The sequence below is a fragment of the Hydrogenophaga sp. GW823-FHT04C09 genome (assembly GCF_058796355.1).
In genome coordinates, this window is the sequence record NZ_JBXAIO010000005.1 from 22,642 (window position 1) to 49,206 (window position 26,565).

Here is a 26,565-nt window from a genome sequence, read left to right on the forward strand (position 1 = left end):
GGAAAAAAAGTCAGGCCGCGCGGCGTTCGAGGATCTCGAAGGCCGGCAGGGTCTTGCCTTCGAGCACCTCGAGGAAGGCGCCACCGCCGGTGGAGATGTAGCCCACGTCCTTCTCGATGCCGTACTTGGCGATGGCGGCCAGCGTGTCGCCACCACCGGCGATGCTGAACGCGCTGCTCTTCGCAATGGCGTCCGCAATCGTCTTGGTGCCGCCCTCGAAGGCCGCGAACTCGAACACGCCCACCGGGCCGTTCCACACGATGGTGCCGGCCTGCATCAGCTGCGCCGCCAGCTTCTGGGCCGTCTCGGGGCCGATGTCCAGGATCAGGTCGTCGTCCGCCACGTCCGTGGCCTTCTTCACCGTGGCCACCGCGTCCGCCGCGAAGGCCTTGGCCGTGACCACGTCGGTGGGGATCGGCACCTCGGCGCCGCGCGCCTTCATGGCCTCGATCACCGCCTTGGCCTCGTTCACCAGGTCGGCCTCGGCCAGGCTCTTGCCGATCTTCAGGCCGGCCGCCAGCATGAAGGTGTTGGCGATGCCGCCACCCACGATCAGGTTGTCCACGTTGTTGGCCAGGCTCTTGAGGATGGTCAGCTTGGTGCTGACCTTGCTGCCGGCCACGATGGCCACCAGCGGGCGCTTCGGGGCCGCGAGCGCCTTGGCAATCGCATCCATCTCGGCGGCCAGCAGCGGGCCGGCCGAGGCGATGGGCGCGGTCTCGGCGATGCCGTAGGTCGTGCCTTCGGCGCGGTGGGCGGTGCCGAAGGCGTCGTGCACGAAGATGTCGCACAGGGCGCCGAGCTTCTTCGCCAGTTCGGGGCTGTTCTTCTTCTCGCCCACGTTGAGGCGGCAGTTCTCCAGCAGCACGACTTCGCCGGGGGCGACCGAGAAGTCGCCGTCGATCCAGTTGGCGACCAGGCGCACCGGGCGGTCCAGCAGCTCGCCCAGGCGCGCGGCCACGGGGGCCAGCGAGTCCTCGGGCTTGAAGGCGCCTTCGGTGGGGCGGCCCAGGTGGCTGGTGACCATCACGGCCGCGCCGGCGTCCAGCGCCATCTGGATGGCCGGCAGGCTCGCGCGGATGCGCGTGTCTTCGGTGATGCGGCCCGCGTCGTCCTGCGGCACGTTCAGATCGGCGCGGATGAACACGCGCTTGCCGCGCGCGAAGCCGCTCGCGCACACGTCGCCGAAACGCAGCGCGCTCATGCGAAACCGCCCACGACGCGCGCCATCTCCAGGCACTTGTTGGAGTAACCCCATTCGTTGTCGTACCAGCTCACGACCTTGATGAAGGTCTTGTCCAGCGCGATGCCGGCGTCCGCGTCGAAGATCGAGGTGCGCGTGTCGCCCCGGAAGTCGGTGGCCACCACCTTGTCCGTCGTGTAGCCCAGCACGCCCTTCAAGGCGCCTTCGCTCTGCGCCTTCATCTCCGCGCAGATCTCATCAAACGTCGCGTCCTTGTTCAGCTCCACCGTCAGGTCCACCACCGACACATCGGAGGTCGGCACCCGGAAGCTCATGCCCGTGAGCTTCTTGTTGAGCTCGGGAATCACCACGCCCACGGCCTTGGCCGCGCCCGTGCTGCTGGGGATGATGTTCTCCAGGATGCCGCGACCACCGCGCCAGTCCTTGTTGCTCGGGCCGTCCACAGTCTTCTGCGTGGCCGTGGCCGCGTGCACCGTGGTCATCAGGCCGCGCTTGATGCCCCACTTGTCGTTGAGCACCTTGGCAATGGGCGCCAGGCAGTTGGTGGTGCACGAGGCGTTGGAGATGATGGCCTCGCCCTTGTAGGTCTTGTCGTTCACGCCGAAGACGAACATCGGGGTGTCGTCCTTGGAGGGGGCCGAGAGGATGACCTTCTTCGCGCCCGCGTCCAGGTGCTTCTGGGCCGTGACCTTGTCCAGGAACAGACCGGTGGATTCGATCACCACGTCGGCACCGACTTCGTTCCACTTGAGGTTGGCGGGATCGCGCTCCTGCGTCAGGCGGATCTTCTTGCCGTTGACGATCAGCGTGTTGCCTTCGACCGAGACCGTGCCCTTGAAGCGGCCGTGCACGCTGTCGTACTGCAGCATGTAGGCCAGGTAGTCGGGCTCGAGCAGGTCGTTGATCGCCACCACTTCAATGTCGCTGAAGTTCTGGATGGCGCTGCGCAACACGTTGCGGCCGATGCGGCCGAAGCCGTTGATGCCGAGGCGGAGGGGAGTTTTCTGTGTCATGGGGGTTCAGTTCAGCAGGGCGGAGAGGTCGGGAATCACGCGGTCGGGCGCGCAGGCGGTGATGGGCTCGCCCATGTTGTAGCCATAGGGCAGGGCCCAGACGCGCACACCGGCGTTGCGCGCGGTGGCCACGTCGATGGACGAATCGCCCACGAAGAGCGCGCGCTCGGGCGGCACCTGGAACAACGCCAGGCAGCTGTGGATGCCGGCCGGATCGGGCTTTTTGGTGGGCAGGGTGTCGCCGCTGATCACACGGTGAAACAGGGGCGCGAGGCGGTGCGCGTCCATCACGGTGGCGGTGTAGCGGCTTTCCTTGTTGGTGACCACGGCGAGTTTCACGCCGCGTTCGCGCAGGGCGGTGAGGGTTTCGCGCACCTGGGGGTAGAGCTGGCTGCGCGTGCCGCAGCGGCGCTGGTAGTGGCGGTCGAACTCGGCGGCGATCAGCGGCAGGGCGCTGCTGGCGCGCACCACGTCCACCCCGGTCTTGCCCGCCGAGGCCAGGGCCTGGATCAACAGCTCGCGCGTGCCGTGGCCGATCCAGCGCTCCACCTGCACCGGCGAGACGGCGGGCAGGTCGAAGCGCACCAGGGTGTCGTTGACGGCGTCGCCGATCTCGCCGGCGGTGGCAACCAGCGTGCCGTCGAGGTCGAACATCGCCAGGTCGATGGCGCTCATGGTGAAACCTCCGTGCTGCGCACTGCGGTGCGAGCTGGCTTGGGGCGGCCCGGCGCGGCGCTCATGCGGCCTCCGCCTCGATGCCGGCCCGCACACGGGGGCGCGGATGCAGCAGCGCGCGCACCTCGTCGGCCACGCGCGCCGCGGTGATGCCGAAGTGCGCGTACAGGTCTTTCGCGGGAGCCGATTCGCCGAAGCTGCTCATGCCCACGACACGGCCCGTGCGGCCCACGTACTTGCGCCAGAAGTCGGGGTGCGCGGCCTCCACCGCCACGGCGGGCAGCGCGGGCGGCAGCACGGCGTCCTGCCAGGCGGTGTCCTGTCGGTCGAACACGCTGGTGCTGGGCATGGAGATCACGCGCACGGCGATGCCCTCGGCCGCGAGCGCGGTCTGCGCCTGCAGGGCCAGCACCGTTTCGGAACCGGTGGCGACGATGAGGGCCTGCGCGCCCGGCATGTCCGAGAGCACGTAACCGCCGCGCTGGATGGCGGTGGCGCGGGTCTCGTCGCCCAGCGGCGGCAGGTTCTGGCGCGAGAGCGCGAGCGCGGTGGGGCCGTCGCGGCGCTGCAGGGCGTGGGCCCAGGCCACGGCGGTTTCCAGCGCATCGCCGGGGCGCCACACGTCCAGCCCCGGGATGAGGCGCAGGCTGGGCACGTGCTCCACCGGCTGGTGGGTCGGGCCGTCTTCGCCCAGGCCGATGGAATCGTGCGTGAAGACGTGGATCACCTGCAGCTTCATCAGCGCGGCCATGCGCACGGCGTTGCGGCTGTAGTCGCTGAAGGCGAGGAAGGTGCCGCCGTAGGGAATGAAGCCGCCGTGCAGGGCCAGGCCGTTCATGATGGCGGCCATGCCGAACTCGCGCACGCCGTAGCTCAGGTGGTTGCCGCCGGTGAAGCGGCCGGCCTTGTCGGGGCCGGCGGTGACGCAGCCCTTGAAGTTCGTGAGGTTGGAGCTGGTGAGGTCGGCGCTGCCACCGAAGATTTCGGGCAGTTGCGGCGCCAGGGCGTCGAGCGCGAGCTGGCTGGCCTTGCGCGTGGCGATGGCGTCGGTGCGCCGGCCCAGGGCCGCGACGAGCGCGGGCAGGCCGTCGGCGAAACCCTCGGGCAGTTCGCCGACCAGGCGGCGGTGAAACTCGGCGGCCTCGGCCGGGTAGGCCTCGCGGTAGGCGGCGAAGCGCGCCTGCCAGTCGGCTTCGAGCGCGTGGCCGCGTTCGGTGGCGTTCCAGGCGGCGGCGATGTCGGCCGGGATCTCGAACGGCGCGGCGGTCCAGCCCAGGGCCTCGCGCGTGGCCTGCACTTCGGCCGCACCGAGCGCGGCGCCGTGCACGTCGTGGCTGCCCTGCTTGTTGGGCGCGCCTTTGCCGATGATGGTCTTGCAGCAGATCAGCGTGGGCTTGCCTTCGGCCTGTGCGCTGGCGCTGCGCGCGCGGCGCAGCGCCGCGTCGATCGCGCCGGGGTCGTGGCCGTCCACCGTGACCACCTGCCAGCCGTAGGCGGCGAAGCGGCGCGGCGTGTCGTCGGTGAACCAGCCCTGCACGTGGCCGTCGATGGAGATGCCGTTGTCGTCGTAGAGCGCCACCAGTTTCGACAGGCGCAGCGTGCCGGCGAGCGAGCAGGCTTCGTGGCTGATGCCTTCCATCAGGCAGCCGTCGCCCAGGAACACGTAGGTGTGGTGGTCCACGATGGCGTGGCCCGGCCGGTTGTACTCGGTGGCCAGCAGCTTCTCGGCCAGCGCCATGCCGACGGCGTTGGCCAGGCCCTGGCCGAGCGGGCCGGTGGTGGTTTCCACGCCGGGCGTCACACCGACCTCGGGGTGGCCGGCGGTCTTGCTGTGCAGGCGGCGGAACCGGCGCAGGTCGTCCATCGACAGGTCGTAACCCGTGAGGTGCAGCAGCGCGTAGAGCAGCATGGAGCCGTGGCCGTTGGAGAGCACGAAGCGGTCGCGGTCGAACCAGTTCGGGTTGGCCGGGTTGTGGCGCAGGTGGCGGTTCCAGAGCACCTCGGCGATGTCGGCCATGCCCATGGGCGCGCCGGGGTGGCCGGATTGCGCGGCCTCCACCGCGTCCACCGCGAGCAGGCGGATCGCGTTGGCCATGCGGCGCGCGAGGTCGAGGTTCGGGGGTTGGCGCGCGCTCATGCGAACGCCCTTTGTTTGCGCTCCATCATGCGCCAGATGAAGGGCGTGAAGATCAGCTGCATCGCCAGCTCCATCTTGCCGCCGGGCACCACGATGGTGTTGGCGCGCGACATGAAGGAGTCGTGCACCATGCTCAGCAGGTACTGGAAGTCGATGCCCTTGGGCTTGGCGAAGCGGATCACGACGAAGCTCTCGTCGGGCGCCGGGATCTCGCGCGCGATGAAGGGGTTGGAGGTGTCCACGCAGGGCACGCGCTGGAAGTTGACGTGCGTGTGCGCGAACTGCGGGCAGATGTAGTTCACGTAGTCGGGCATGCGGCGCAGGATGGTGTCGGTGACGGCCTCGGTGCTGTAGCCGCGCTTGGACTTGTCGCGCCAGAGCTTCTGGATCCATTCGAGGTTGATCACGGGCACGACACCGATGAGCAGGTCGGGGTGCTGGGCGATGTTGACTTCGGGCGTGACCACGGCGCCGTGCAGGCCTTCGTAGAACAGCAGGTCGGTGTCCTGGGGCAGCTCCTGCCAGGGCGTGAAGGTGCCGGGCGCCTGTTTCCAGGGCGCGGCCTCTTCGGCGTCGTGCAGGTACTTGCGCGACTGGCCGGTGCCGCTGCGGCCGTAGCTGGCGAACAGCGCCTCCAGCTCGGGGAACAGGTTGTTCTCGGGGCCGAAGTGGCTGAAGTGGCCGTTGCCCGCGCGCTCGGCCTCGGCCTGGCGCAGCTTCATTTGCTGACGGTCGTGGCGGTGGAAGCTGTCGCCTTCGATGATGGCGGCGGTGACGCCTTCGCGGCGGAAGATGTTCTCGAAGGTGCGGGTGACCGAGGTGGTTCCCGCGCCCGACGAGCCGGTGATGGCGATGATGGGGTGGCGCTCAGACATGGTGATGTCCCGTGGAGTTGAAGAATCGGGTCAGACGCGGAACAGGCTGCGCTCGTGGAACAGGGGGTTGTCCAGGTCTTTGCGCGCCGGCGGCTCGGCGTGGTAGCGCTCGATGCGCTCGACCTCGTGCTTCGAGCCGAACACCAGGCCGATGCGCTGGTGCAGGCCGTCGGGCTGCACGCCCAGCATGGGCACGCGCCCGGTGCTGGCGCGGCCGCCGGCCTGCTCCATGATGAATCCGATGGGGTTGGCCTCGTACAGCAGGCGCAGGCGGCCGGGCTTGGCCGGGTCCTTGCTGTCGCGCGGGTAGAGGAAGACACCGCCGCGCATGAGGATGCGGTGCGCCTCGGCCACCATGCTGGCGATCCAGCGCATGTTGAAGTCCTTGGCGCGCGGGCCGGTCTTGCCCGCCAGGCACTCGTCCACGTAGCGCTTGACCGGCGCTTCCCAGAAGCGGCTGTTGGAGGCGTTGATGGCGAACTCCTGCGTGTCGGCGGGCACGGTGAGCTCGGGGTGGGTGAGCATGAACTCGCCCAGGTTGGGGTCGAGGGTGAAGCCGGTCACGCCGTTGCCCACGGTGAGCACGAACATGGTGGTGGGGCCGTAAAGCGCGTAGCCGGCGGCCACCTGCTGCGTGCCGGGCTGCAGGAAGTCGCCCTCGGTGACTTCGCGGTCCTCGCTGGCCGGCGCGCGCAGCACCGAGAAGATGCTGCCCACGGAGACGTTCACGTCGATGTTGCTGGAGCCGTCGAGCGGGTCGAACACCAGCAGGTACTTGCCGCGCGGGTAGGTGCCCGGGATCTGGTACGGCGCGTCCATTTCCTCGGAGGCCATGCCCGCGAGGTGGCCGCCCCACTCGGTGATGCGCAGAAAGTAATCGTTGCTCAGCACGTCCAGCTTCTTCTGCGTCTCGCCCTGCACGTTGACCGAGCCGCCGGCGGCAGCGGCGTGGTTGCCCAGCACGTCGCCCAAAGCCCCGAAAGCGACGGCGCGCGCGATGGCCTTGCAGGCCATGGCCACGTCGAGAATGAGGGCGTTGAAATCGCCGCTGGCTTCGGGGAAGCGGCGGCGTTCTTCGATGAGGTACTGGGTGAGGGTCTTGCGGCCGGTCAGTGGCATGGCGTGGTTCTCCGCGGGGCGTTGCTGGAATGGAAGTCCGGGGTGGTGGCGGCGTGGCGCATCGCGCTCATGACGCCGTGGTAGCCGCCCGCCGCGTCGGCGGCGCCGAAGATGGCGCTGCCGGCCACGCAGATGTCGGCGCCGGCCTGGACGATCTCGCCGATGTTGTCCAGCTTCACGCCGCCGTCCACCTCCAGCCAGATCGGCTGGCCGCCGGTGGCGGTGTGGGCGTCGATGCGGCGGCGCGCCTCGCGCAGCTTGTGCAGGGTGTGGGGAATGAAGGCCTGGCCGCCGAAGCCCGGGTTCACGCTCATGAGCAGCACCAGGTCCAGTCTGTCCATGACGTGCTCCATCCAGGCCAGCGGCGTGGCGGGATTGAGCGCGAGGCCGGCCTTGCAGCCGTGCGCGCGGATCAGCTGCAGCGTGCGGTCCACGTGGCGCGAGGCCTCGGGGTGGAAGCTGATGCAGTTGGCGCCGGCCTTGGCGAACAGCGGGACCAGCGCATCCACCGGCTCCACCATGAGGTGCACGTCGATGGGGATCTGCACGTGCGGGCGAATGGCTTCGCAGACCTGCGGGCCGATGGTGAGGTTGGGCACGTAGTGGTTGTCCATCGCGTCGAAATGCACGAAGTCGGCGCCGGCGGCTTCGATGGCGCGCACCTCCTCGCCCAGGCGCGCGAAGTCCGCCGAGAGGATGGAGGGCGCCAGGCGCACGCTGGGCGACGGGGTGAACTTGGGCGGGCGGGACATCGTGGGGCGACTCTGTGTTTGAAAAAAAGAAGCTCAGGCCGACTCGAACAGCGTGGTGCCGGCGTGCCAGCGCCGCAGCGCGTCCACCGTGACCCAGCGCTGCTCCATGCCGGCCACGCCGCTGGGCAGCAGCTGGTCCACGTCGCCCAGGTGGGGCAGCACGAGCAGGGCGTCGTCGAAGCGGTGGTCGGCCGTGTGCACGGTGGGCGTGACCAGGGTCTGCAAGCCGGCGTCGGTGGCCGCGCGCAGGCCGTTGGCCGAGTCCTCGAAAGCGAGGCAGGCGGCGGCCGGCAGCCCCAGCGTGGCCAGCACCTGCTGGTACACCTGCGGGTCGGGCTTCTTGCGCGGCGCGGTGGACGCGTCGCCGATGGCGGCGAAGTGGCGTTTCCAGTCCGGGCCCAGCGGGGTGCGCAGCAGGGCGTCGATGTTGGCCGGCGTGGTGGTGGTGGCGATGGCCAGGCGCAGGCCGCTGGCCAGGGCTTCGCGCATGAGCCGCAGCACGCCGGGGCGCAGCGCGAGCTGGCCGCCGCTCACGCGGTTTTCGTAGAGGCGCGTCTTGATGGCGTGCACGCGCTCGATGGTGGCTTGCGCGGCCTGGCCGCCGGCCACGTCGGGCTCGACCATGCGCCAGTGGTGGGCGATGCGCTCCTTGCCACCCGAGACCTGCAGCAGGCGGATGTAGGTGGCGTCGTCCCAGTGCCAGCCCAGGCGCACCTCGGCGAAGGCGGCGTTGAAGGCGGCGCGGTGCGCGGCCTCGGTGTCGGCCAGGGTGCCGTCCACGTCGAAGATGAGGGCCTCAAGCATGGCCGGCCCCTTCGGTGTCGCTGAACAGGCGGCTGGCCAGGATGTCGGGCGCCTGCAGCGTGGTGAGTTCTTCGGCCGTGAGCTCGCGCTGCGGCTGCGCGAACAGGCGGCTGGCCTGGCGCAGGCGCGCGCGGTCCAGCGCGTTGCGCACGCTGCGCGCGTTGGCGAAATGGGGTTGCTGCAGGCGCAGGCCCAGGTAGCGCTCGAAGGCCTCGGCGGCCTCGGGGCTGAAGCGGTAGTTCTGCTCGGCCAGCATCTGGCGCGAGATCTGCATCAGTTCGTCGGCCGAGTAGTCCGGGAACGCCAGGTGGTGCGCGATGCGCGAGCGCATGCCGGGGTTGGACTGGAAGAAGGTGTTCATGCGGTCCTCGTAGCCGGCGAGGATCACCACCAGGTCGTCGCGGTGGTTCTCCATCACCTGCAGCAGGATCTCGATCGCCTCCTGGCCGTAGTCGCGCTCGTTCTCGGGGCGGTAGAGGTAATACGCCTCGTCGATGAACAGCACGCCGCCCATGGCCTTCTTGAGCACCTCGCGCGTCTTGGGCGCGGTGTGGCCGATGTACTGGCCCACCAGGTCGTCGCGCGTGACGGCCACCAGATGGCCTTTGCGCACATAGCCCAGGCGGTGAAGGATCTGCGCCATGCGCAGGGCCACCGTGGTCTTGCCGGTGCCGGGGTTGCCCGAGAAACACATGTGCAGGCTGGGCGGCTGCGAGGGCAGGCCCAGGCCGGTGCGCAGCTTGTCGATGACGAGCAGCGCGGCGATGTCGCGCACGCGCGCCTTGATGGGCGCCAGGCCCACGAGCTCGTCGTCCAGCTCCTGCAGCACGGCCTCGACCTGCGTCTCGGCCAGCACCGCGCCAACCGAGCGCGCGGGCGGTGCGGCCACCGGTGCCGCTGCGGTGGTCACGGTGGCATCGGTGGACAGCGGCGGCGGCGTGCTGCCGGGGATGGCGTAGAGGGTTGAGTTCACGGGTGTGGGCACCTGGGTCAAGTCGCACCACGGAACCGGCTTTGCCGGGCCGTGGGTGCGGTCCCCCGAAGGGGGAAGACGCGAAGCGGCGCAGGGGGAGTCATTGATACCGCTCACCTTCGGGCTGCACCGCGCCGTAGCCGCGCGTCGTGTAGCGCAGGCTGCGGCCGTTGACCTCCTGGCGCTCCAGCATGAAGCCGGGCTCGCTGGCCGGGCGGTTGACGATGAAGCTCATGGCGATGGTCTCGACGTTGCGCGTCGAGTCGAAGGCCATCAGGCGGATGTAGTGGCGCGGGAAGGCCTTGCGGCAGGCCTGCAGCTCCTGCAGCACGCCGGCGGCGTCGTGCAGGTCGAACATGGGGTTGCCGTACATCGACCAGTAGGTATTGCGCGGGTGCGGGTCGTCGGTGTATTCCACGCTCCAGGCGTAGCCGCGCTTGAGGCCGTATTCGATCTGCGCGGTGATTTCCGGGTCCGTGAGGTCGGGCAGGAAGCTGAACTGGCCTTGCGTGATGCGGCCGGTGGCGTTGGTCATCATGGTGTGCGGTCCTCGAAGTGAATGGGTTCAGGCCATGGCCGGCGTAGCCACGTAGTCGCTGGAATCGGTGCTCTGGTAGTTGAAGCTGATCTCGCCCCAGGTATCGAGCGCGGCCTTGAGCGGGCTGCAGTGCTGCGCGGCCTGCTTGAGGATGGAGGGTCCTTCCTGCAGCAGGTCGCGGCCTTCGTTGCGCGCCTTCACCATGGCTTCGAGCGCCACGCGGTTGGCCACCGCGCCGGCCTGGATGCCCATGGGGTGGCCGATGGTGCCGCCGCCGAACTGCAGCACCACGTCGTCGCCGAAGAGCTCGATCAGCTGGTGCATCTGGCCGGCGTGGATGCCGCCCGAGGCCACGGGCATGACCTTCTTGAGGTCGGCCCAGTCCTGGTCGAAGTAGAGGCCGCGCGGCAGATCGGTCTTGGTGTAGCTGTCGCGGCAGACGTTGTAGTAGCCCTGCACGGTGAGCGGGTCGCCTTCGAGCTTGCCGACGGCGGTGCCGGTGTGCAGGTGGTCGCAGCCCGCCAGGCGCAGCCACTTGGCGATCACGCGGAAGCTCACGCCGTGGTTCTTCTGCCGCGTGTAGGTGCCGTGGCCCGCACGGTGCATGTGCATGATCATGTCGTTCTTGCGGCACCAGTTGGCCATGCTCTGGATGGCGGTGTAGCCGATCACCAGGTCCACCATCACGATCACCGAGCCCAGTTCTTTGGCGAACTCGGCGCGCTCGTACATGTCTTCCATGGTGGCGGCGGTCACGTTCAGGTAGCTGCCCTTGACCTCACCGGTTTCGGCGCTGGCCTTGTTGACCGCGTCCATCACGAACAGGAAACGGTCGCGCCAGTGCATGAAGGGTTGCGAGTTGATGTTCTCGTCGTCCTTCATGAAGTCCAGCCCGCCCTTGAGGCCTTCGTAGACCACGCGGCCGTAGTTGCGGCCCGAGAGGCCCAGCTTGGGCTTGGTGGTGGCGCCCAGCAGCGGGCGACCGAACTTGTCCAGGCGCTCGCGCTCGACCACCAGGCCGGTGGGCGGGCCCTTGAAGGTCTTCACGTAGGCCACGGGAATGCGGATGTCTTCCAGCCGCGCGGCCTTCAGCGGCTTGAAGCTGAAGACGTTGCCGATCAGGCTCGCCGTCATGTTGGCGATGGAGCCTTCCTCGAACAGGATCAGGTCATACGCCACCCAGGCGAAGTACTCGCCCGGGCGGTTGGGCACGGGCTGGACCTTGTAGGCCTTGGCGCGGTAGCTGTCGCAGGCGGTGAGGCGGTCGGTCCACACCACCGTCCAGGTGGCCGTGCTCGACTCGCCGGCCACGGCGGCGGCGGCCTCCTCGGGGTCCACGCCGTCCTGCGGGGTGATGCGGAACAGGCACAGCGTGTCCGTGTCCTTGGGCACGTAGTCGGGCATCCAGTAGCCCATCTGCTTGTACTTGAGCACGCCCGCGCTGTAGCGCTTCTTGGCGTCGGTGATCTCGGTTGAACCAGTGGGGGCGTTGCTCATCGGTGGCTCCAAAAGTGGGGTTTGTCTGGGGTGGAGCGGACTGTAGATTTCGGCTTGAATAAAGTAAATTCACGATTTTTAGAAGTTCGATTAAGGAATTGCTGAATGAAGAACGCCACCTTTCGGCAGCTGCGGGTCTTCAGCGAGGTGGCGCGCCACCTCAGCTTCGCGCGCGCGGCGCAGGTGCTGCACCTCACGCCGCCGGCGGTGACGATGCAGGTGAAGGAACTGGAAGGGCACGTGGGCATGCCGCTCTTCGAGCGCAACGGCCGCAAGGTGGCGCTGACCACCGTGGGCGAGTACATGCTGGTCTACGCGAGGAAGGTGCTGGCGACGCTGAAGGACGCGGAGGACGCGGCCGCGCGGCTGCAGAAGCTGGAGACCGGCACGCTGGTGATCGGCATGGTGAGCACGGCCAAGTACTTTTTGCCCCACCTGCTGGCCGAGTTCCGGCGCGAGCATGGCCGCATCGACATCCGCCTGGCGGTGAGCAACCGCGAGCAGCTGGTGAAGATGCTGCATGCCAACGAGGTGGACATCGCCATCATGGGCCGCCCGCCCAAGGAACTGGCCACGCGCGCCGAGCCCTTCGCGGCGCACCCGCACGTGTTCGTGGCGCCGGTGGACCACCCGCTCGCGCACGCGGGCCATGTGCCGGCGGCGCTGCTGCGGGAATACGACTTCATCGTGCGCGAGCAGGGCTCGGGCACGCGCGCGGCGCTGGAGAAATTCCTGGCCGACGAGCACGTGGAGCTGCGCGTGATCATGGAGATGGCCAGCAACGAGACCATCAAGCAGGCCGTGATGGCCGGCATGGGCCTGAGTTTTCTGTCGCTGCACACCATCGGCCTGGAGCTGAGCAACCAGCTCATGACCGTGCTGGACGTGGAGGGCGCGCCGGTGGTGCGCGCCTGGAACGTGGTGCACACGCAGTCCAAGCTGCTGTCACCGGCGGCGGAGGCGTTCCGCTACTTCGTGCTGGAGCGCGGGGAGGCGTATCTGGCGGAGAGTTTTCCCGCCCCACCGCCGCCCGCGCGCTGATGGGGTTTGAAGAGGCCCAGGCCGATCAGGACACCCGCCGGTCGTGGGAGCCCACCTCGATCACCCACCGGATGCCTTCTTCGCCCAGGTGGGTTTCGAAGGTGTCCAGCAGCCGGTCGTACCGGTCGACCGCCTCCGCATCACCACGCCGCAAAGCCGCGGCACGGACTGGCACACCTTCGCAGTTTTTGGCCAGCAGCAGCGCCTGGAGTTCCCGGGGCTTCAGGCTGTCTTTCAACCACTCCAGCGCGAAGCCATGGAGATGGAACTGCTCGGCCGTCCCCCACAACAGCACCTGGTGAAGGGCTTGGGCGTTCGTCGCGCACTGACGGGGATCGCGGAGTGCCTCGATCGTCTTGCACAGCAACTTCGAGGCTTGCACGGCCTCTTCGATGGACATCGTCTGCCGAAGCTGGGGATGCTTGTTCAGATAGGCGAACCATTCCAGGCCAGGCTCATGGTTGCCCCATTTCGCCTGCACGTTCCGCGCTTTCTCCAGCGTCATCCCGCGCTGCATCGCGTCCTGGGCGAAGTACTGGCGAGCGTGGTCGAAGCTCAAGGGGGTCTCGGAACGGTCCTCTTCCAGGAACTGGACGGTGTCGGGGCTGTAGTTGTAGTAGTCGCGGGCAGCCTCCAGGTTGAAGCTCGGGGTCGGATGGGAGATCGGGTTCATTCTGAAAAAAAGTCGGTAAGCAAACGGGAAACGTCGATTCCCTCGACCGTGCAGGCGCACGGCCGAGGGAACCACGGCAAAAGTGCGGCGCGGCGTGAATTGGTTCATTCAGGACATTTCATCCCGCGGACCGCCATGCCCCGTCGTCTCCCCTGGGCTTCGACCGTCGATCTCAGAAGTGGTGGCGCAGGCCCACTTCGTAGCCACTGGAGCTGGTGCCGGGCGCATTGCCGGCCGGGCCGCCCGAGATGGCGAAGGTGGCCCGCCCTTTGTTGGAGACGTGGCCGGCGTTCACGTACACGGCCGTGCGTTTGGAGAGGTTGTGCACATAACCCACCGCGAAGCGCTGGGCGTCGTCGGCGGCGATGCTGGCGCCCGCCGCGTCCCGGCCGCTCTGGTCCACCTTGACGTAGGAGGCCTTGATCACCCCCACGCCCACCGGCACGCTGAGGCCGACCAAGAGCGCCTTGTGCTTGGAGCCCAGGTAGGCCGATTGCGTGAAGCTGCCCGAGAGGATGGCCCCGCCGAAGTGGTACGAGGCGCGCGCGCCCGATTGTTTGAACTGCGCGTTGGTCGCGTCGATGCGGGTGTTGCCGTAGAAACCGCCGACGTCGAACGGGCCCGCCGCGTAGCCCAGGCGCGCCCCGTGGTAGTCGTAGCTGCCCTGCGCGTTGCCCTCCTCGCCCGGCGCGACCATGAGCTGCCCGTACACCCCGCCCAGGTTGGCGGGCAGGAGGTATTGCAGGGCATTGTTGGAACGCGACAAGGTGGTGGCGCCCGCGCCGAAGGCCCGGCGCAGCGCGACGGAGGGGGCCGAGGCCCACATGTTGATCGCGCCACCCACGCCGACCACCACGAAGGGGTCGGTGCCGGCCCAGGACAGGAAGGCCGGGTTCCAGTCGCGGCCGAGCCGCACTTCACCCCAGGGGCCCGCCAGGCCGACGGTGGAGCGGCGGTCGAAGAACTGGTTGCTCACGGCGGAGGTGCCGGTGTCGGCGTTGAAGGCGCCTTCCAGCCAGAAGCTGGCTTTCAGGCCGCTGCCCAGGTCTTCCACGCCGCGCAGGATGAAGCGCGAGGTGGAGTTGCTGCCACTGGCCAGGGAGGTCAGCGAGCCTTGTGAGTTGGTGCTGTGGCGCACCGCGGCGTCCACCACGCCGGTGAGCGTGACGTTGGATTGGGCGCTCGCGCCGGCGCCGAGCGCGCACAGCACCGCGCCAGCCAGCAGCTGGTTGCATGTCATTGGTTTGTCTCCGGGGGAAAAGGAAGGGGAAGTGAAACGGGCGCGGCTGCGCCCTGGCATCAGTCGAGCTTCACGCGGCCCGACTTGATGATCCTGTCGAACTGCACGATCTCGCGCGCCGTGACGGCGCTGAGTTCCTGCGGCGTGCTGCCGATCGCGCTGTAGCCCTGCCCCTCGAGCAGCTTCTGCACCGAGGGTTGTTTCAAGGCGGACGCGAAGGCGCTGTTCAGTTTTTCCGTGACACCGGCGGGCAGACCGGCCGGGCCGAAATAGGCGAGCCAGCCGGAGGCGGCCACGCCGTCCACGCCCAGCTCCTTGAGCGTGGGCACGTCGGGGAACAGGCGCCAGCGCTCTTCACCGGAGGTGGCGATGACGAGCAGCTTGCCGCTGTCCACGTAGGGCTTGACGCTGCCGCTGATGAGCACGAACTGGACCTGCCCGCCGAGCAGGTCGGTCACGGCCGGCGCTTCGCCCTTGTAAGGCACATGGACCGCCTTGATGCCCGCCGCCTCCAGGATGGTCTCCGACCAGAGGTGGGAGCTGGTGGCGTTGCCCGCCGAGCCGTAGGCCATCTCGCCTTTGAGCGAGCGCGCGTAGGCCACGAAGTCCTTGAAGTTGCGCGCGGGGATGCGGTGCGGGTTGATGGCCAGCCCGACCTCGGTGCGCACGGCGATGGTGATGGGCGTGATCTGCCGGTTCAGGTCGGCGTAGCGCGGGTCGGTGACGGGCAGCAGGGACAGGGTGGCGGGCACGCCCAGGCCGATGGTGTAGCCGTCTTTCGGCGCGCGCACGATGGCGTCGGTGCCGATGCGGCCGCTGGCGCCGGTGCGGTTGTCCACCACCACCGTCTGGCCCAGGGTCTTGCTGACTTCGGCGGCCAGGGAGCGGGTGACGTTGTCGGCGAAGCCCCCGGGCGGGTACGGCACGATGAGGGTGATGGGCTTGCTCGGCCAGGTGTCGGCCATCGCCAGGTGGGGCAGCGCCGCGAGCGCGGCCATGGCCACCAGGCGGCCCAGGGTCTTGTGAAGGGGGCTCATGGAAACGGTCTCCGTTCTTGTGGGGGGCGATGGGCGTCGGTCAGTGCGCGGGGGCCGTGCGGCCGAGGAAGGACAGCAGCACCTGGTGGTACTCGTCGGGCCGCTCGGCCCAGCCGAAGTGGGCCACGCCTTTCATCTCGTGGTACTCGCCCCGCTTGAGCAGGCCGGCCATGCGGCGCATCACCGCGGCGGGGCAGGTTGCGTCGAGTTCACCGGCGATGCACAGCGTGGGCGCGGCGATGCGCGACAGCACGTCTTCTTCGAGGTAGGCGGCCGTGGCCTGGATGGCTTTCTGGAAACCGGCAGCGTTCATGAGGCGGACGTTGTGCAGCACGTGGTCGATGGCGGGGCCCTGCGCGCCCGGTCCCATCATCGAGCGCAGCATCTCGGGCGCGTAGTCCGCGATGGCGCGGCCCTGTGTCAGGGGCGCCACGCGCGTGGCCAGGAAGTTGGCCTGCCATTCGGGCCCCGAGTGGTTGAAGGTGTGCGCGGTGGCCGAGAGCACCAGCGCCTGCACACGGTCGGGAAAGAGGTCCGCCGTCTTCTGCGCCACCATGCCGCCCATGCTGTGGCCGAGCACCACGTTGCGCCCCGTGCTGGTCGCGCCGATCAGGCGGCCGGCCACGCGCGCCATGTCGGTCATGCTGAGGGTGTCGGGCACCGGGCTGGTGCCGTAGCCGGGCGCGTCCCAGGCCACGACGCGGTAGCCGGCCTGGTTGAGCGCCTGCGTGGTGCAGCGCCAGTATTCCTTGGCACCGTAGGCACCGTGCAGCAGGTAGACCGTGGTCGGCCCTTCGCCCGACACCAGGTAGTCGGGCAGCTCGTAGGTTCGCATGTCGGGATCCTTGGTTCAAAGAGAGGACGTGGCGGCGACCCAGCGCGCCAGATGGGCCGCCAGCGCCTCGGGCCGCTCCAGGGGAAGCAGGTGGCCGGCGCCGGGCACGGCGTGGAATTCGGCCCCCGGAATGCCCTGCGCGAGCGCGCGCTGGTGCTCGGGCGCGAACAGCTTGTCGTGCGAGCCGGCGACGATCAGCGTGGGCACGCGGCCGTCGAGCAGGGCCCCGCGCTCGGGCCGCGCGAGGCTGGCTTCCTGGTGCGCCATGAAGCGCTCGGCGCCGTAGGCGGCCACCATGGCCGTGCGCCGCTGCATCAGCAACGCATCGCCCAGGCTGTCGGGGTGGAAGGCGGCCGCGGTCTGCGCCGCGACCAGCTGGGCGTGGCCACCGTTCGCCGCCGTGCCGATGGCCTGGCGGCGCGCGGCGGCCTGTGCCGCCGTGTCGGCCTGGGGCCCGCTGCAGACCAGGCCCAGGCCGCTCAGGCGCTCGGGGGCCAGCGCCCGCATGGCCAGCGCGACGTAACCCCCGAAGGAGAAGCCGACGAGGTGAAAACGCGCGGGCAGCATCTTGAGGAGCGCGGTGGCGATCGCGTCGACGTCGGCCAGGGCCGGCAGTTCGGGCGTGTGGACCGCGAGGGTGGAAGGCAGGGCGCTTCGCACGCCATCGAAGACCGCGGCGGTGGTGTTCAGGCCGTGCAGGAGCACGAGGGGATGCGACGGCATGGTGCTCACGCCAGCGCGGCCGGGTCGCGGTGTTCGCCGTCGATGCGGTCGCCCTCGACCCAGCAGGCGTGGGTGCCGACGCACATGCGCTCGGGCAGCACGATGGTGGCCAGCGGGCCGCGCGCGACGTCGGCCGCGTCGAGCACCAGCACCTCGGAGCGGTTCTGGCGCATGTCGGCCACCATGACGACGACGTAGCCGTCGTCCTCGGCCTTCGCGCCCAGGCGGCGCGCCACCTGCGGCTCGCTGCCGTAGCGGCCCTCGCCGTATTCGTGGCGCTGCGCCGCGCCGGTGAGCAGGTCGAAGCGCTTGAGGCCGGCGAACAGCCAGTCGCCGGGCTTGTACAGCACGTTGTAGCTGTAGCGGTAGGGGCGGCCCACGTAATCGTTGCTGCAGACCGGGAACTCGGTGACTTCGTCGTCGAGGTACTGCTCGGTGGTCTGGCCGGTCTTCAGGTTGAAGCGCCAGCGGTGCATCAAGGTCTTGTTGTGGTGCTTGTCGAGGTTGGCCAGGATGCGGTCGTACACGTTCATGTCGGCGCTCACCGGGATCTTCTTGAAGTCCGGCATGATGCAGCCGTCCATCACCACCTCGTCGCCGTCTTCGTAGCAGTTCGAGAGGTGGAGGATGAAGCAGGGCTTGGCCTCGAACCAGCGCACCTGGCTGCTGTCCCCATGGCGCGGGATGACGCCGAAGCGCGCCGCCTGGTCGCGGTTGAACACCAGATCGTGCTCGCCGGTCTTGAGCTTGACCGGGTCGAAGTACAGCGGCAGGTCGTGCAGGATGGTGTAGTGCTTCGTGATGCCCAGGTCGTGCGGCCAGCGCGCGCCCGGCAGCTCGATCGGCACGTAGTGCACCAGCTGGTTGTGGCGATCGACCACGCCGTAGTGCATGTACGGCCATTTCTCGGGGTAGTTGAAGAACATCATCTCCCCGGTTTCCGGGTCGACCTTGTAGTGCGAGCTCACGCCCTCGGGCACCTTGCGCGCCCAGTTGGCGTCGGGCCCGAGCGTCTCCAGCGTGCGCGGGTCCAGGCGCCAGGGTTCGCTGCCTTGCGACATGCTGGCGATCAGCTTGCCCGCGTGGCAGATCACGTCGGTGCCCGCGTTGTCCTTCATGGCGCCGATGGCACCCCAGCCGCGCCGCGAGGCCAGGTGCGGCTGCAGCAGGCCCGGCCACAGGGAATGGCCCGCGCCCTTCTCCGCCAGGTAGCCGGTGGTGCGCACCAGGCGGTTGCGGTAGGTGGCGCGGCCGTTCTCGAAATGCACCGCGTGCAGCATGCCGTCGCCATCGAACGGGTGGTAGATGCCCAGCGGTTCGTGCACCTGGTTGTGCGTGTTGCGCACGTAGATGCCGTGCAGGTCCTTCGGGATCTCGCCGATCACCTGCAGGCTGTCGGTGTCGGCCGTGTACTCGTTCGCGTTGGGCGTGAACGGGCCCTGAAGAAAAGGGTTGTCGTTGTCCGCCCGGATCGTCAGGGCGATCCTGTCCACCACCTCAATCATTTGCCCACTCCAATGGTTGCCTGTGCCAATCAATGAAGAGAGTATCCGGCAATCAATTGCTTGTGGCAAGCAATTTTCGATCGATAATGGAAAGTACCTAGCACGCACCGACGACATGACCAAGAAAGCCAAGTCACCGCCCGTCCAGAGCACCATCTTCCTGTGGCTGGGCAAGGCCTACCACGCCGCCACCAACGCCTTCGAGGAGAGCACGGGCGTCACGGCCGCGCGCTGGCGGCTGCTCTTTCTGATCCACCGGCAGCGGGGCTGCACGCAGAAGGCGCTGATCTCGGAGATCCGCGTCGACCCCGGGTCGATCACCCGCCAGCTCAAGGCACTGGAGGCGGAGAAGCTGATCGTTCGCGAAGACGATCCGGCCGACAACCGGCTGACGCGCGTCTCGCTGTCCCCGCTGGGCGACAAGCTGGTGCAGGGCATTCTGGAGAAGCGCAAGCGCTTCCTGGAGACCATGCTGCAGGGCATCCCGCCCGAGGAGGTGGACGCCTGCATCCACGTGCTGGAGCGCATCAGCATGAACGTCGGCGACGACCGCCCGATCCCCTGAAGCGGCGGCCGCGTGGCGTGACGCCGGCTCAGCCGTGCCGCAGGCAGAGCCTGTTGACCGGCGCCGACACGCGAGGCAGGGCCATGGTGGTGCACAGGCCGGCGGCAAAACTGGCGACGCTGGCGGTGCGCAACGGCACATAGTCCAGGCCGTTGTGCTGGCAGGCGCGCTGCAGCGCCACGGCGGATTCGCGGTCCACGCAGTCCAGCGGCGCGACAACGAGGTCGGCCCAGGTCAGCGCGGCCAGCAGCAGTTCGTTGCGCGGGTCGATCACGCTGCCTTCATGCCGCCGGTACTCGCCGCCGTGCCGCTCCACCAGCGCGCGGATGGACGGGTTGGCGCTGGGGCGCCCGCCCACGTAGAGCAGCTTGCGGCCACGGATGAGCGGCCCGAGCGACGTGGGTTCGGCGCCTTCGCCGTTCATCCAGCCGCGCAGCTGTTCCTCCACCACCGTCAGCTCGCGCCCGAGTTCGCCGAGCTGGACCTGGAGCTGGATCGTTTCCTGCTCCAGGCGCAAGGCGTGGGCCTCGGCGGCGAGCGCGGCGACTTCGGCCTGCTCCCGGCGACCGACCTGGAACATCAGCGCCGACGACAGCGACTCGGCCCGCTCCCGCGCGTCCCTGGCCGCTTCGAGCAAGGTGGCGCTCAGCCGCCACGATTCGTCGATGGCCGCCACCTGCGTGCGCAGGGCGCCGATCTCGGCCGCGTCGCGTTCGCGCTGCGCGCTCGCGGCGCTGGTGAGCGCCTCGATGTCGCGCGAGATCAGCCCGCTCAGCCGGGGCGTGCTGCGGCGGTCGGTGAGCAAGGCCCAGCAGGCGCCGCGCACCTCCCCCGAGCGGGTGGCCGCTTCCCACAGGCCCAGCAGATCGGCCTCGGTGCGGGCCCGGGAGCACTGCTCGATGGCCTCCCGATGCCGCTGGTCCAGCAGGCCCTGCAAGGCACGGGCCACGCCGGCGTGCTGCGAGGCGAGCCGCGCGGCCTCGCACCGCAGCGCGAAGTCCGACGGGTTCAGCACGTCGGTGAAGGGCGCCATGAGCTGCCGCAGACCGTGCGCGGGCAGGCAGGTGCGCAGCACCATGCCCTGCAGATGCGGGGCGAGACAGACCCAGTGCAGACGGTGACCGGGATGGGCGGTGGGGGATGGCATGCGGTGGGCGCTTTCGATATATACAACCGAATATAGCGCTACTGTAACCGAGCCCCCCGGTGCCGCGGGGGTCGAACCGGCCCCTCTGCCGTTCGCCGTTTCCCGTTCTCCCTCGTGAAAATTGCCACAACTCCTACACGGCGATCGCGTCCTGCGTCATATTCTTGCCGCGCAACGGTGGCAGCATGTGCGAAAGAAGTTTCAAGTGCATGCGACCCATCCCTTGTCCAATTGCTTCTGGGAGTGCTTTCGTGTTTATCTACAAGATTTTTGGTGAACAACCCGGCTTTGCCGAAGGGCTGATCTTCAACAGCTGCGTGAAGAACCTGCAGAACCAGCCCGACCTGTGGCTCGACGAGTGCCCGTACCTCTACCCGCGTTCGTCCTCCCGGTTGCCCGAAGGCTTGCGCGTGGTGCAGCTCGGCACGGCCGAAGAGCACGCGCCTCAACAACCCAGCCCCCCGCGCTGGATGCTGGCCGCCTGAGCCCTCGGGCCGCCCGCCCCTCTCTTGGAGGGGTTTTTGTCGTGTGGGACATCTCCTACATCCGCATTTTTGGTCTTCCTACAGAGTCGCCCGAGGTTCAAATCCACACTCGTCTCCTGCTGTCACGGACCGTTACCGTTGATTCAAGGAGATGGCGATGAAAGAATTTTTCAAGCTGTGCGTGATCACGGTGGCCGGCATGGCGGCCATCGCCTCTCTCCTTCACTTGGCCGTGGCCCTGGGCCAGGACCAGTCTCCCTGGAACGCGCTGATCTACCTGGGCATTTCCAGCGGCGCACTGGGGCTGATGGGCCTGCTGGACATGGAGAAGCGCATCGACCAGATGACCGCCTGACGGCCCGGGCGGTTGGCCCGTTCAGGCGGCCGTTCCAGCGGCCCGCTCGCAGCGGCGGAAGAAATCGCGCATCAGCGCGGCGCATTCGGCGGCGTGCGTCTCCAGCAGAAAATGCGGCCCATCCAGGATGTGGGCTTCCATGCGCGGCAGGGCCTTCATCCACGAAAGCGTTTCGGCCAGATCGAAAAAGACGTCGTGCCGGCCCCAGAGCATCAGCGCCGGAGGTTGCCAGTGGGCCAGGCAGTCGGCGATCTCGCCAAAGCGCGCGTGGTGCTGGCCGTAGTCGAGCACGAGCTGGCGGTGCATCTCGATGCGCCCGGGCAACGACATGACGCGCCAGTCCTCTTCCCACACCCTCGAATCGATGCGCCGCGCGATGTCGTCGGGCACACCCCCCACGTACTGGTCGCGCGTGCCCGCCCGGGTCAGGTGCGCCGTGGCCGCCGCGGCGCGCTCGGGCGTGGGGTCCTGAGGTCCGCGAAACCCGCGAAGGACGGGGGATCGATGGGCTCGGACTGCCCGAAGCCGGGCAGGTCGGGCGCGATGACGAAACAGTCCTGCGCCAGCCCGTCGATGACGTTGCGGAAGGACGCCGACGAACTGGGGAAGCCGTGCAGCAGCAACAAGGCCGGCCGGTGGGGGTCGCCCGCAAGGCGCAATGCCACGCGGATGCCATCGATTGACAGGGTGTCCATGCGGCGCCGGCTCAGGATGCCTTGGGCTTCCTGGCGTGCTGCTTGTGCCAGTCCTTGAGCGAGAAGTCGGGGTACCCGTCAAAGCGCTGGTCGCCCTTGCGGCCTTCCACGCGCACCCACGGGGCTTTGGAGTCCAGCAGGATGTGCACGTTCGCGGGCGGCTCGGGCAAGGGCGTGTCGATGGCGCCCGCGTGCGGGTGCACCAGCTCGGGCCAGCTCGGGTCGTACAGCCAGAGCGCGGTGCCGCACACGCCGCAGAAATGGCGCTGGCCGGTGCTGTGCCGCACCTCGTCGCCCTCGGTGATGCTGGCCTGGTAGACGCGCAGGTGCCGCTTGCCTTTCACCTTCAGCGTGCGGTGGTCGGCGCCCAGGTTGATCGCGTAACCACCGGTGCCCGCGGTCTTGCGGCAGATGGAGCAGTAACACCGCATGAAGGGCACGGGCTCGGCCGAGTCGACCGAGAAGGTCACGCGGCCGCAATGGCAAGAGCCTTCGAGCTTCATGGCGATCTCCTTGCAAACCCCCATTGAGCCCGCCCGATGCCTCGAAGGCTGTCGGACAACGCCCTGCAACGACGGGCGGCCCTACCGGCTCAGTTGCGCCAGCGCCGCTTGCAGCCCCTGCAGGCCACCCACGCGCTGGTCGTTGATGAAGATCTGCGGCATCTGCCGCACGGAGGGCCCGCACTTTTCGTAGAAGGCCATGCGTTCGGCTTCGTCGTCGATCTTGATTTCCTCGAAACCGAGCGAACGGGATTTCAGCAGCATCTTGGCCGACTCGCATTGCGGGCAGGCGGACTTGGAGTAGACGACGATTTTGAGTGACATGGCTGAGAGTTTACGGGGGGAGGGTATGCGCGACAGGGCAAAAAATCGGCATAGAACTTTCGATCGACAACGCGGTACTCAGGCCGCCATGGGAGTTTTTTTGACAGGCCTTCAGCGCAAAGCGCCTGGTTCGCGACCGTTCATGACGAGATGTACTCACTGGATACCCGATACGCATTCGACACCGAATACCAAGACCTGCGACATCAAGAAGAAGATGATGATTCATCAGACGAGCGCGTGGCACTGCGTCTGCTGATGCAAAAGGGCGAGATCGCCACCCTCTCCCGCTTTCCCATCCAAGACCCCAAGCAAACCGCCGACCTCTGCCTTGAGTTGGTCATGGACCACCCGGAGTCCGTGGCCGTCCTGCTGTGGAACCGCGAGGTGCGGGATGCCTTCGCCACCCTGCTGGGCAAACCGATGCACAGGCATCGTGGCCAGGACCGCTGGGAACGCGCCACGATGCTGGCGCTCGACACGGGGCTGCCGCCCGAGTGGTTCAGCGGCGCCCGAAGTGACCAACGCAGAAAATCGTTCCACACCCACGTCGCCGAAAAGAGCGCGAAGCACAAGAACCACACCTGGCAGGTTCCGGGGAGGGTATCCAAGGTGTACGAGGTCGGGAAGCCCGCTCCCTACCGAGGTCTGCACGTGAACTCGCTGTTGAATCAAAACGGCAAGATCCGGGACGCGTTGTGCCGCCACATGGCGTGGGAAGCGACCATGGCCTTCATGCAAGGTTGCGAATGCTTCAAGCAGTTCTTGTGCAACGTGGCTGAAGGCACCTACCCCTTCGACGTCGACACACTGGAGCATCTGCATTACGAGCACGTGTGCGACAGCAGCGACAGCCGTGTCCAGTTCACGCCACAACACTTCGGCCGCCTCCTCGTGCGCCTGCTCTCGTGCATGAAACCGGGTGAGCGCCAAGGACACTTGATCTGCTGGAACATCCCGAACGACCTCCATGCTCACGGCCACGAGATGGCCGTGTTGCTCGAGAAGGGGGACGATGGGATTGACAAGGTCTGGCTGTACGACCCCAATGTTTCCGGCAATGCCCTGCACATCAAGACCTCGCCCGACGGACTTTCAAGCCACAGCATCGCGCTCTATGACGCGCTGGGCTACATCGTCAAATCGGCGAACGTGCTGTCCATGGACATCGGCAACCGGACACTGGCCAAAGCTTGGGCAGGTCACTTCATCGAGTCGGACGACATAACGCTTCTGGAAAGCTTCGTGGAAGCCCTGGCCAACGGCACCGTGCATGAAATGGCGGCGGCACTGAAAACGATCAGGAACTGGAACGCCTTCGCTCACATGCACGCGGAGGTGCGGCGCGCCCTGACCATGGCGGTGCAATGGGGCCACGTGCAGGCCATCGGATGGCTTGCACAATGGCTGCACACCACAGAGGTGCATGAGAGCTTCCAGGAAGCGATCGATGAGGATCCCGAGCAGGCGGCGAAGCTGTGGAGCTTGGCGTTGAACAACGAGACCATGCTCGATCTGCTCACCCGCGAAGAAGAGGTTCCTTTGCGCACCGCAACCGCGCTGGCCTACCTGAATCTGCTCGCAGGCGCTTCACGGCACATGAACAAGGCCTCGAAGCGGGAGCTGTACAAGATCCTGCATGCCTTTCAGAACGGCTCGCCCTGCTGCTACGAGAGGCTCTCTTGGAGCCACCAACTCCTGAGTCGCGACGCCGGCTTTCGCACCGCGTTCGAGCAGCTCATGGCGAAGCTGAAGTTCTGGTGAACCCCGGGCCGCCCCGCGTCCTCAGTCGATCTGGATCTTCGCGTCGCGCACGATGCGCGCGTAGGTCGCGATCTCCTTGGTGATGTAGGGTGCGAACTGCGCCGGGCCCATGGGCGCGGCGATGAAGCCTTGCGCACCCAGGCGCTCGGTCACCAGCGACGAGCGCATGGCCTTGGCGCTTTCTTCCGTGAGCCGCTTGCTGATCGCCTCGGGCAGCTTGCCCGGCGCCCACAGGCCGTACCAGGTCACCATCTCGAAACCGGGAATGCCGGACTCGGCCACGGTGGGCACGTTCGGCATGCTCGGAAGGCGCGCCTTGGTGGTGACGGCCAGGGCCTTGAGCTTGCCGCTGGCAATGTGCGGCGCGGTGGACGGCAGGGCGTCGATGATCACGCTGATCTGGCCGCCGAGCAGGTCGTTCAGGGCCGCCGCCGTGCCGCGGTACGCGACGATGGGCATCTCCAGCTTGCCGCCGAACTTGATGGCTTCGAGCGAGACGTGCATGGGCGAACCGATGGCCGAGGTGCCCAGGCTGAAGCCCTGCGGTTTGGCGCGCGCGGCTTCGAGGAAGTGCTTCAGGTCGTCGGCCGGCACGCTGGGGTGCGCCGCCACCACCATGGGCACGGAGCCCAGGAACGAGACCGGCGTGAAGTCCGTGACCACGTCGTAGGGCACCTTGCGCACCATCAGCGGGTTGGCGATCAGCGTGGGCGACTGCACCAGCAGCGTGTAGCCGTCGGCCGGGGCCTTGGCCACGAGGTCGCTGCCGATGACGCCGCTGGCGCCCGCGCGGTTCTCCACCACGAAGGGTTGTCCCATCTGCTCGGTGAGGCGCTGCGCGAGCACGCGCGCCACCAGATCGACCGTGCCGCCGGGCACGTAGGGCACGATGATGCGCACCGGGCGGTTCGGGTAGGTCTGGGCGTGCGCCGCGAGGCCGGTGGCGGCGAGCAGGCCGGCCAGCAGCGCGCGGATCCATGGGTTCTTCATCGTCGTGTCTCCTTGAAAGGTGGGTGTGGCGACTAGCAGCAGGGCATCTTCAGCAGGCGCAGCGCGTTGCCGAAGTAGATGCCCTCGCGCTCTTCTTCGGACAGCTTGAGCGAGTCGATGGCTTCGGGAATCGTGCGGATGAACATGGGGCCGCCTTCGGGATCGAAGGGGCAGTCGGACGCGAACACCACCTGCTTCGCGCCGAAGAACTCGAGCCCGCATTGCAGCCCCGCGCGCCCACCGGCCAGCGCGGTGTCCGCGTAGAACAGGCGGAAGTAGTCGATCGGGCGCTTGGCCATGCTTTTGAGCAGGCCTTCGTAGTCTTCGTCCGAGGTGCGGCTGCCGAACTGGTCCAGCCCCGGGCCGACGCGGCCGTCGAAGAACGGGATCATGGCGCCCATGTGGTGGGTGATCACCTTGAGTTCGGGCAGCCGGTCGAAGAAGCCGGAGAACACCATGCGCGTCATGGCCGCGCTGGTTTCGTAGGGCCAGCCGAAGGTCCACCAGATCTCGAACTTGGACTTCTTCTCCGAGGCGTAGTCGGGCATGTTGGCGCCGCGCGCCGGGTGCATCCACACCGGCACGTCGTGGGTCTTCACGGCGGCTTCGAAGATGGGCCAGAACTCGGGCTCGTCGAGCGGGCGGCCGTTCACGTTGGTGAACACCTGGATGCCGCGCGCGCCCAGCACGTTGATGGCGTATTCCATTTCTTCCAGGCAGGCGGCCGGGTTGTTCATGGGCAGCGAAGCCACGAAGGCGGGGAACTTGTCCGGGTGCGCGTCGCGGATCTTGGCCATCTCCTCGTTGGCCAGGCGGGCCAGCGCGGGCGAGTCCTCGGGGCCGGCGATCAGCTCGATGGGCGGGTTCGACAGCGTGAGGATCTGCTGGTACTCGGGAAAGCCTTCCATCATCTTCAGGCGCGCGTCCAGGTCGTACAGCACCGGAATCGTCAGCCAGCGCTTGATGGCGCCCTTGTCCTTGGCCAGCTCGGCCATGCGCTCGAAGTACTTGCGCGGCAGGATGTGGGCGTAACTGTCGATCTTTCGCATGGGCTTTTCTCGCTCTTTATTCACCAATTGGAGAATTATAGGGAAAA

General features: G+C 67.8%; 29 protein-coding genes. 5 read left to right on the forward strand and 24 right to left on the reverse strand.

All coding sequences use genetic code 11. The features are described from left to right. Positions 1 to 10: 10 nt before the first annotated feature. The 11 genes from AC1Q9M_RS14940 to AC1Q9M_RS14990 form a co-directional block, all read right to left on the reverse strand. A complete protein-coding gene (locus AC1Q9M_RS14940; RefSeq protein ID WP_492434479.1) occupies positions 11 to 1,204 on the reverse strand; it encodes a phosphoglycerate kinase in 1,194 nt (397 codons plus the stop codon). Next, on the reverse strand, positions 1,201 to 2,217 hold the full coding sequence (gap, locus tag AC1Q9M_RS14945; RefSeq protein WP_492434480.1) for a type I glyceraldehyde-3-phosphate dehydrogenase: 1,017 nt from the start codon (positions 2,215 to 2,217) through the stop codon (positions 1,201 to 1,203). Before gap ends, AC1Q9M_RS14940 begins: the two co-directional genes overlap by 4 nt. A gap of 6 nt (positions 2,218 to 2,223) precedes the next feature. Then, positions 2,224 to 2,892 (reverse strand): HAD-IA family hydrolase, encoded by a 669-nt coding sequence (locus AC1Q9M_RS14950; protein ID WP_492434481.1) that lies wholly within the window; start codon positions 2,890 to 2,892, stop codon positions 2,224 to 2,226. Positions 2,893 to 2,953: 61 nt separating this feature from the next. Further along, complete coding sequence (tkt, locus tag AC1Q9M_RS14955) at positions 2,954 to 5,029, reverse strand: transketolase (RefSeq protein ID WP_492434482.1); 2,076 nt, start codon at positions 5,027 to 5,029, stop codon at positions 2,954 to 2,956. Next, complete coding sequence (locus tag AC1Q9M_RS14960; RefSeq protein WP_382322574.1) at positions 5,026 to 5,904, reverse strand: phosphoribulokinase; 879 nt, start codon at positions 5,902 to 5,904, stop codon at positions 5,026 to 5,028. The genes tkt and AC1Q9M_RS14960 overlap by 4 nt, the downstream gene beginning before the upstream one ends. 30 nt (positions 5,905 to 5,934) lie before the next feature. After that, complete coding sequence (locus AC1Q9M_RS14965) at positions 5,935 to 7,023, reverse strand: class 1 fructose-bisphosphatase (RefSeq protein WP_492434483.1); 1,089 nt, start codon at positions 7,021 to 7,023, stop codon at positions 5,935 to 5,937. Next, positions 7,014 to 7,775 (reverse strand): ribulose-phosphate 3-epimerase, encoded by a 762-nt coding sequence (gene rpe / locus AC1Q9M_RS14970; protein WP_492434484.1) that lies wholly within the window; start codon positions 7,773 to 7,775, stop codon positions 7,014 to 7,016. Before rpe ends, AC1Q9M_RS14965 begins: the two co-directional genes overlap by 10 nt. Positions 7,776 to 7,808: 33 nt before the next feature. Further along, complete coding sequence (locus tag AC1Q9M_RS14975) at positions 7,809 to 8,579, reverse strand: HAD-IA family hydrolase (protein WP_492434485.1); 771 nt, start codon at positions 8,577 to 8,579, stop codon at positions 7,809 to 7,811. After that, complete coding sequence (gene cbbX / locus AC1Q9M_RS14980) at positions 8,572 to 9,552, reverse strand: CbbX protein (RefSeq protein WP_492434486.1); 981 nt, start codon at positions 9,550 to 9,552, stop codon at positions 8,572 to 8,574. Before cbbX ends, AC1Q9M_RS14975 begins: the two co-directional genes overlap by 8 nt. 100 nt (positions 9,553 to 9,652) lie before the next feature. After that, on the reverse strand, positions 9,653 to 10,090 hold the full coding sequence (locus tag AC1Q9M_RS14985; RefSeq protein ID WP_492434487.1) for a ribulose bisphosphate carboxylase small subunit: 438 nt from the start codon (positions 10,088 to 10,090) through the stop codon (positions 9,653 to 9,655). Between the two features lie 27 nt (positions 10,091 to 10,117). Next, a complete protein-coding gene (locus AC1Q9M_RS14990; protein WP_444687748.1) occupies positions 10,118 to 11,587 on the reverse strand; it encodes a form I ribulose bisphosphate carboxylase large subunit in 1,470 nt (489 codons plus the stop codon). Positions 11,588 to 11,692: 105 nt separating this feature from the next. Between AC1Q9M_RS14990 and AC1Q9M_RS14995 the strand changes: the two genes are divergently transcribed. Beyond that, a complete protein-coding gene (locus AC1Q9M_RS14995; RefSeq protein ID WP_382322582.1) occupies positions 11,693 to 12,628 on the forward strand; it encodes a LysR family transcriptional regulator in 936 nt (311 codons plus the stop codon). 25 nt (positions 12,629 to 12,653) lie between these two features. On the opposite strand, the gene AC1Q9M_RS15000 is transcribed toward AC1Q9M_RS14995, so the two are convergent. From AC1Q9M_RS15000 to AC1Q9M_RS15025, 6 genes are all read right to left on the reverse strand, one after another. Further along, positions 12,654 to 13,409, reverse strand: coding sequence for a hypothetical protein (locus AC1Q9M_RS15000; protein ID WP_492434488.1), 756 nt, complete (start codon positions 13,407 to 13,409; stop codon positions 12,654 to 12,656). Between the two features lie 64 nt (positions 13,410 to 13,473). Beyond that, complete coding sequence (locus AC1Q9M_RS15005) at positions 13,474 to 14,541, reverse strand: porin (protein WP_492434489.1); 1,068 nt, start codon at positions 14,539 to 14,541, stop codon at positions 13,474 to 13,476. A gap of 59 nt (positions 14,542 to 14,600) precedes the next feature. Further along, on the reverse strand, positions 14,601 to 15,578 hold the full coding sequence (locus AC1Q9M_RS15010; RefSeq protein WP_492434490.1) for a tripartite tricarboxylate transporter substrate binding protein: 978 nt from the start codon (positions 15,576 to 15,578) through the stop codon (positions 14,601 to 14,603). A 40-nt stretch (positions 15,579 to 15,618) separates the two neighbouring features. After that, positions 15,619 to 16,413 (reverse strand): alpha/beta fold hydrolase, encoded by a 795-nt coding sequence (locus tag AC1Q9M_RS15015; protein ID WP_492434491.1) that lies wholly within the window; start codon positions 16,411 to 16,413, stop codon positions 15,619 to 15,621. Between the two features lie 15 nt (positions 16,414 to 16,428). Continuing rightward, positions 16,429 to 17,136: an alpha/beta fold hydrolase gene (locus AC1Q9M_RS15020; protein ID WP_492434492.1), complete on the reverse strand. Its 708-nt coding sequence runs from the start codon at positions 17,134 to 17,136 to the stop codon at positions 16,429 to 16,431. Positions 17,137 to 17,141: 5 nt separating this feature from the next. After that, positions 17,142 to 18,641: a carotenoid oxygenase family protein gene (locus tag AC1Q9M_RS15025; protein ID WP_492434493.1), complete on the reverse strand. Its 1,500-nt coding sequence runs from the start codon at positions 18,639 to 18,641 to the stop codon at positions 17,142 to 17,144. Positions 18,642 to 18,756: 115 nt separating this feature from the next. On the opposite strand from AC1Q9M_RS15025, the gene AC1Q9M_RS15030 reads away from it, so the two are divergent. Beyond that, entirely contained in the window at positions 18,757 to 19,206 is a 450-nt protein-coding gene (locus AC1Q9M_RS15030; RefSeq protein ID WP_382152407.1) for a MarR family winged helix-turn-helix transcriptional regulator, read from the forward strand. 28 nt (positions 19,207 to 19,234) lie between these two features. Here AC1Q9M_RS15030 and AC1Q9M_RS15035 read toward each other — a convergent pair whose 3' ends face one another. After that, positions 19,235 to 20,353, reverse strand: coding sequence for a DUF2325 domain-containing protein (locus tag AC1Q9M_RS15035; protein ID WP_492434494.1), 1,119 nt, complete (start codon positions 20,351 to 20,353; stop codon positions 19,235 to 19,237). 251 nt (positions 20,354 to 20,604) lie between these two features. On the opposite strand from AC1Q9M_RS15035, the gene AC1Q9M_RS15040 reads away from it, so the two are divergent. Together AC1Q9M_RS15040 and AC1Q9M_RS15045 are read left to right on the forward strand one after the other, a co-directional pair. Next, the gene (locus tag AC1Q9M_RS15040) at positions 20,605 to 20,838 is read left to right on the forward strand and encodes a hypothetical protein (protein ID WP_382152402.1); all 234 of its coding nucleotides are present in this window, start codon (positions 20,605 to 20,607) and stop codon (positions 20,836 to 20,838) included. Between the two features lie 157 nt (positions 20,839 to 20,995). Beyond that, on the forward strand, positions 20,996 to 21,193 hold the full coding sequence (locus tag AC1Q9M_RS15045; RefSeq protein ID WP_382152400.1) for a hypothetical protein: 198 nt from the start codon (positions 20,996 to 20,998) through the stop codon (positions 21,191 to 21,193). 21 nt (positions 21,194 to 21,214) lie between these two features. Here the strand turns inward: AC1Q9M_RS15045 and AC1Q9M_RS15050 are convergent, their stop codons facing one another. From AC1Q9M_RS15050 to AC1Q9M_RS15065, 4 genes are all read right to left on the reverse strand, one after another. After that, entirely contained in the window at positions 21,215 to 21,583 is a 369-nt protein-coding gene (locus AC1Q9M_RS15050) for an alpha/beta fold hydrolase (protein ID WP_492434495.1), read from the reverse strand. A gap of 35 nt (positions 21,584 to 21,618) precedes the next feature. After that, positions 21,619 to 21,888: an alpha/beta fold hydrolase gene (locus AC1Q9M_RS15055; RefSeq protein ID WP_382322593.1), complete on the reverse strand. Its 270-nt coding sequence runs from the start codon at positions 21,886 to 21,888 to the stop codon at positions 21,619 to 21,621. An 11-nt stretch (positions 21,889 to 21,899) separates the two neighbouring features. Beyond that, on the reverse strand, positions 21,900 to 22,391 hold the full coding sequence (locus AC1Q9M_RS15060; protein WP_382322594.1) for a GFA family protein: 492 nt from the start codon (positions 22,389 to 22,391) through the stop codon (positions 21,900 to 21,902). An 81-nt stretch (positions 22,392 to 22,472) separates the two neighbouring features. Further along, a complete protein-coding gene (locus AC1Q9M_RS15065; RefSeq protein ID WP_382322595.1) occupies positions 22,473 to 22,715 on the reverse strand; it encodes a glutaredoxin domain-containing protein in 243 nt (80 codons plus the stop codon). A gap of 150 nt (positions 22,716 to 22,865) precedes the next feature. Here AC1Q9M_RS15065 and AC1Q9M_RS15070 point away from each other — a divergent pair, with 150 nt between their 5' ends. After that, positions 22,866 to 24,479 carry a hypothetical protein gene (locus tag AC1Q9M_RS15070; protein ID WP_492434496.1) on the forward strand — a complete coding sequence of 538 codons (1,614 nt, stop codon included), beginning with the start codon at positions 22,866 to 22,868 and terminating at the stop codon, positions 24,477 to 24,479. Between the two features lie 21 nt (positions 24,480 to 24,500). On the opposite strand, the gene AC1Q9M_RS15075 is transcribed toward AC1Q9M_RS15070, so the two are convergent. After that, positions 24,501 to 25,469 carry a Bug family tripartite tricarboxylate transporter substrate binding protein gene (locus AC1Q9M_RS15075; protein WP_382322597.1) on the reverse strand — a complete coding sequence of 323 codons (969 nt, stop codon included), beginning with the start codon at positions 25,467 to 25,469 and terminating at the stop codon, positions 24,501 to 24,503. 32 nt (positions 25,470 to 25,501) lie between these two features. Then, positions 25,502 to 26,518, reverse strand: coding sequence for an amidohydrolase family protein (locus AC1Q9M_RS15080; RefSeq protein ID WP_382322598.1), 1,017 nt, complete (start codon positions 26,516 to 26,518; stop codon positions 25,502 to 25,504). Positions 26,519 to 26,565 lie beyond the last annotated feature (47 nt).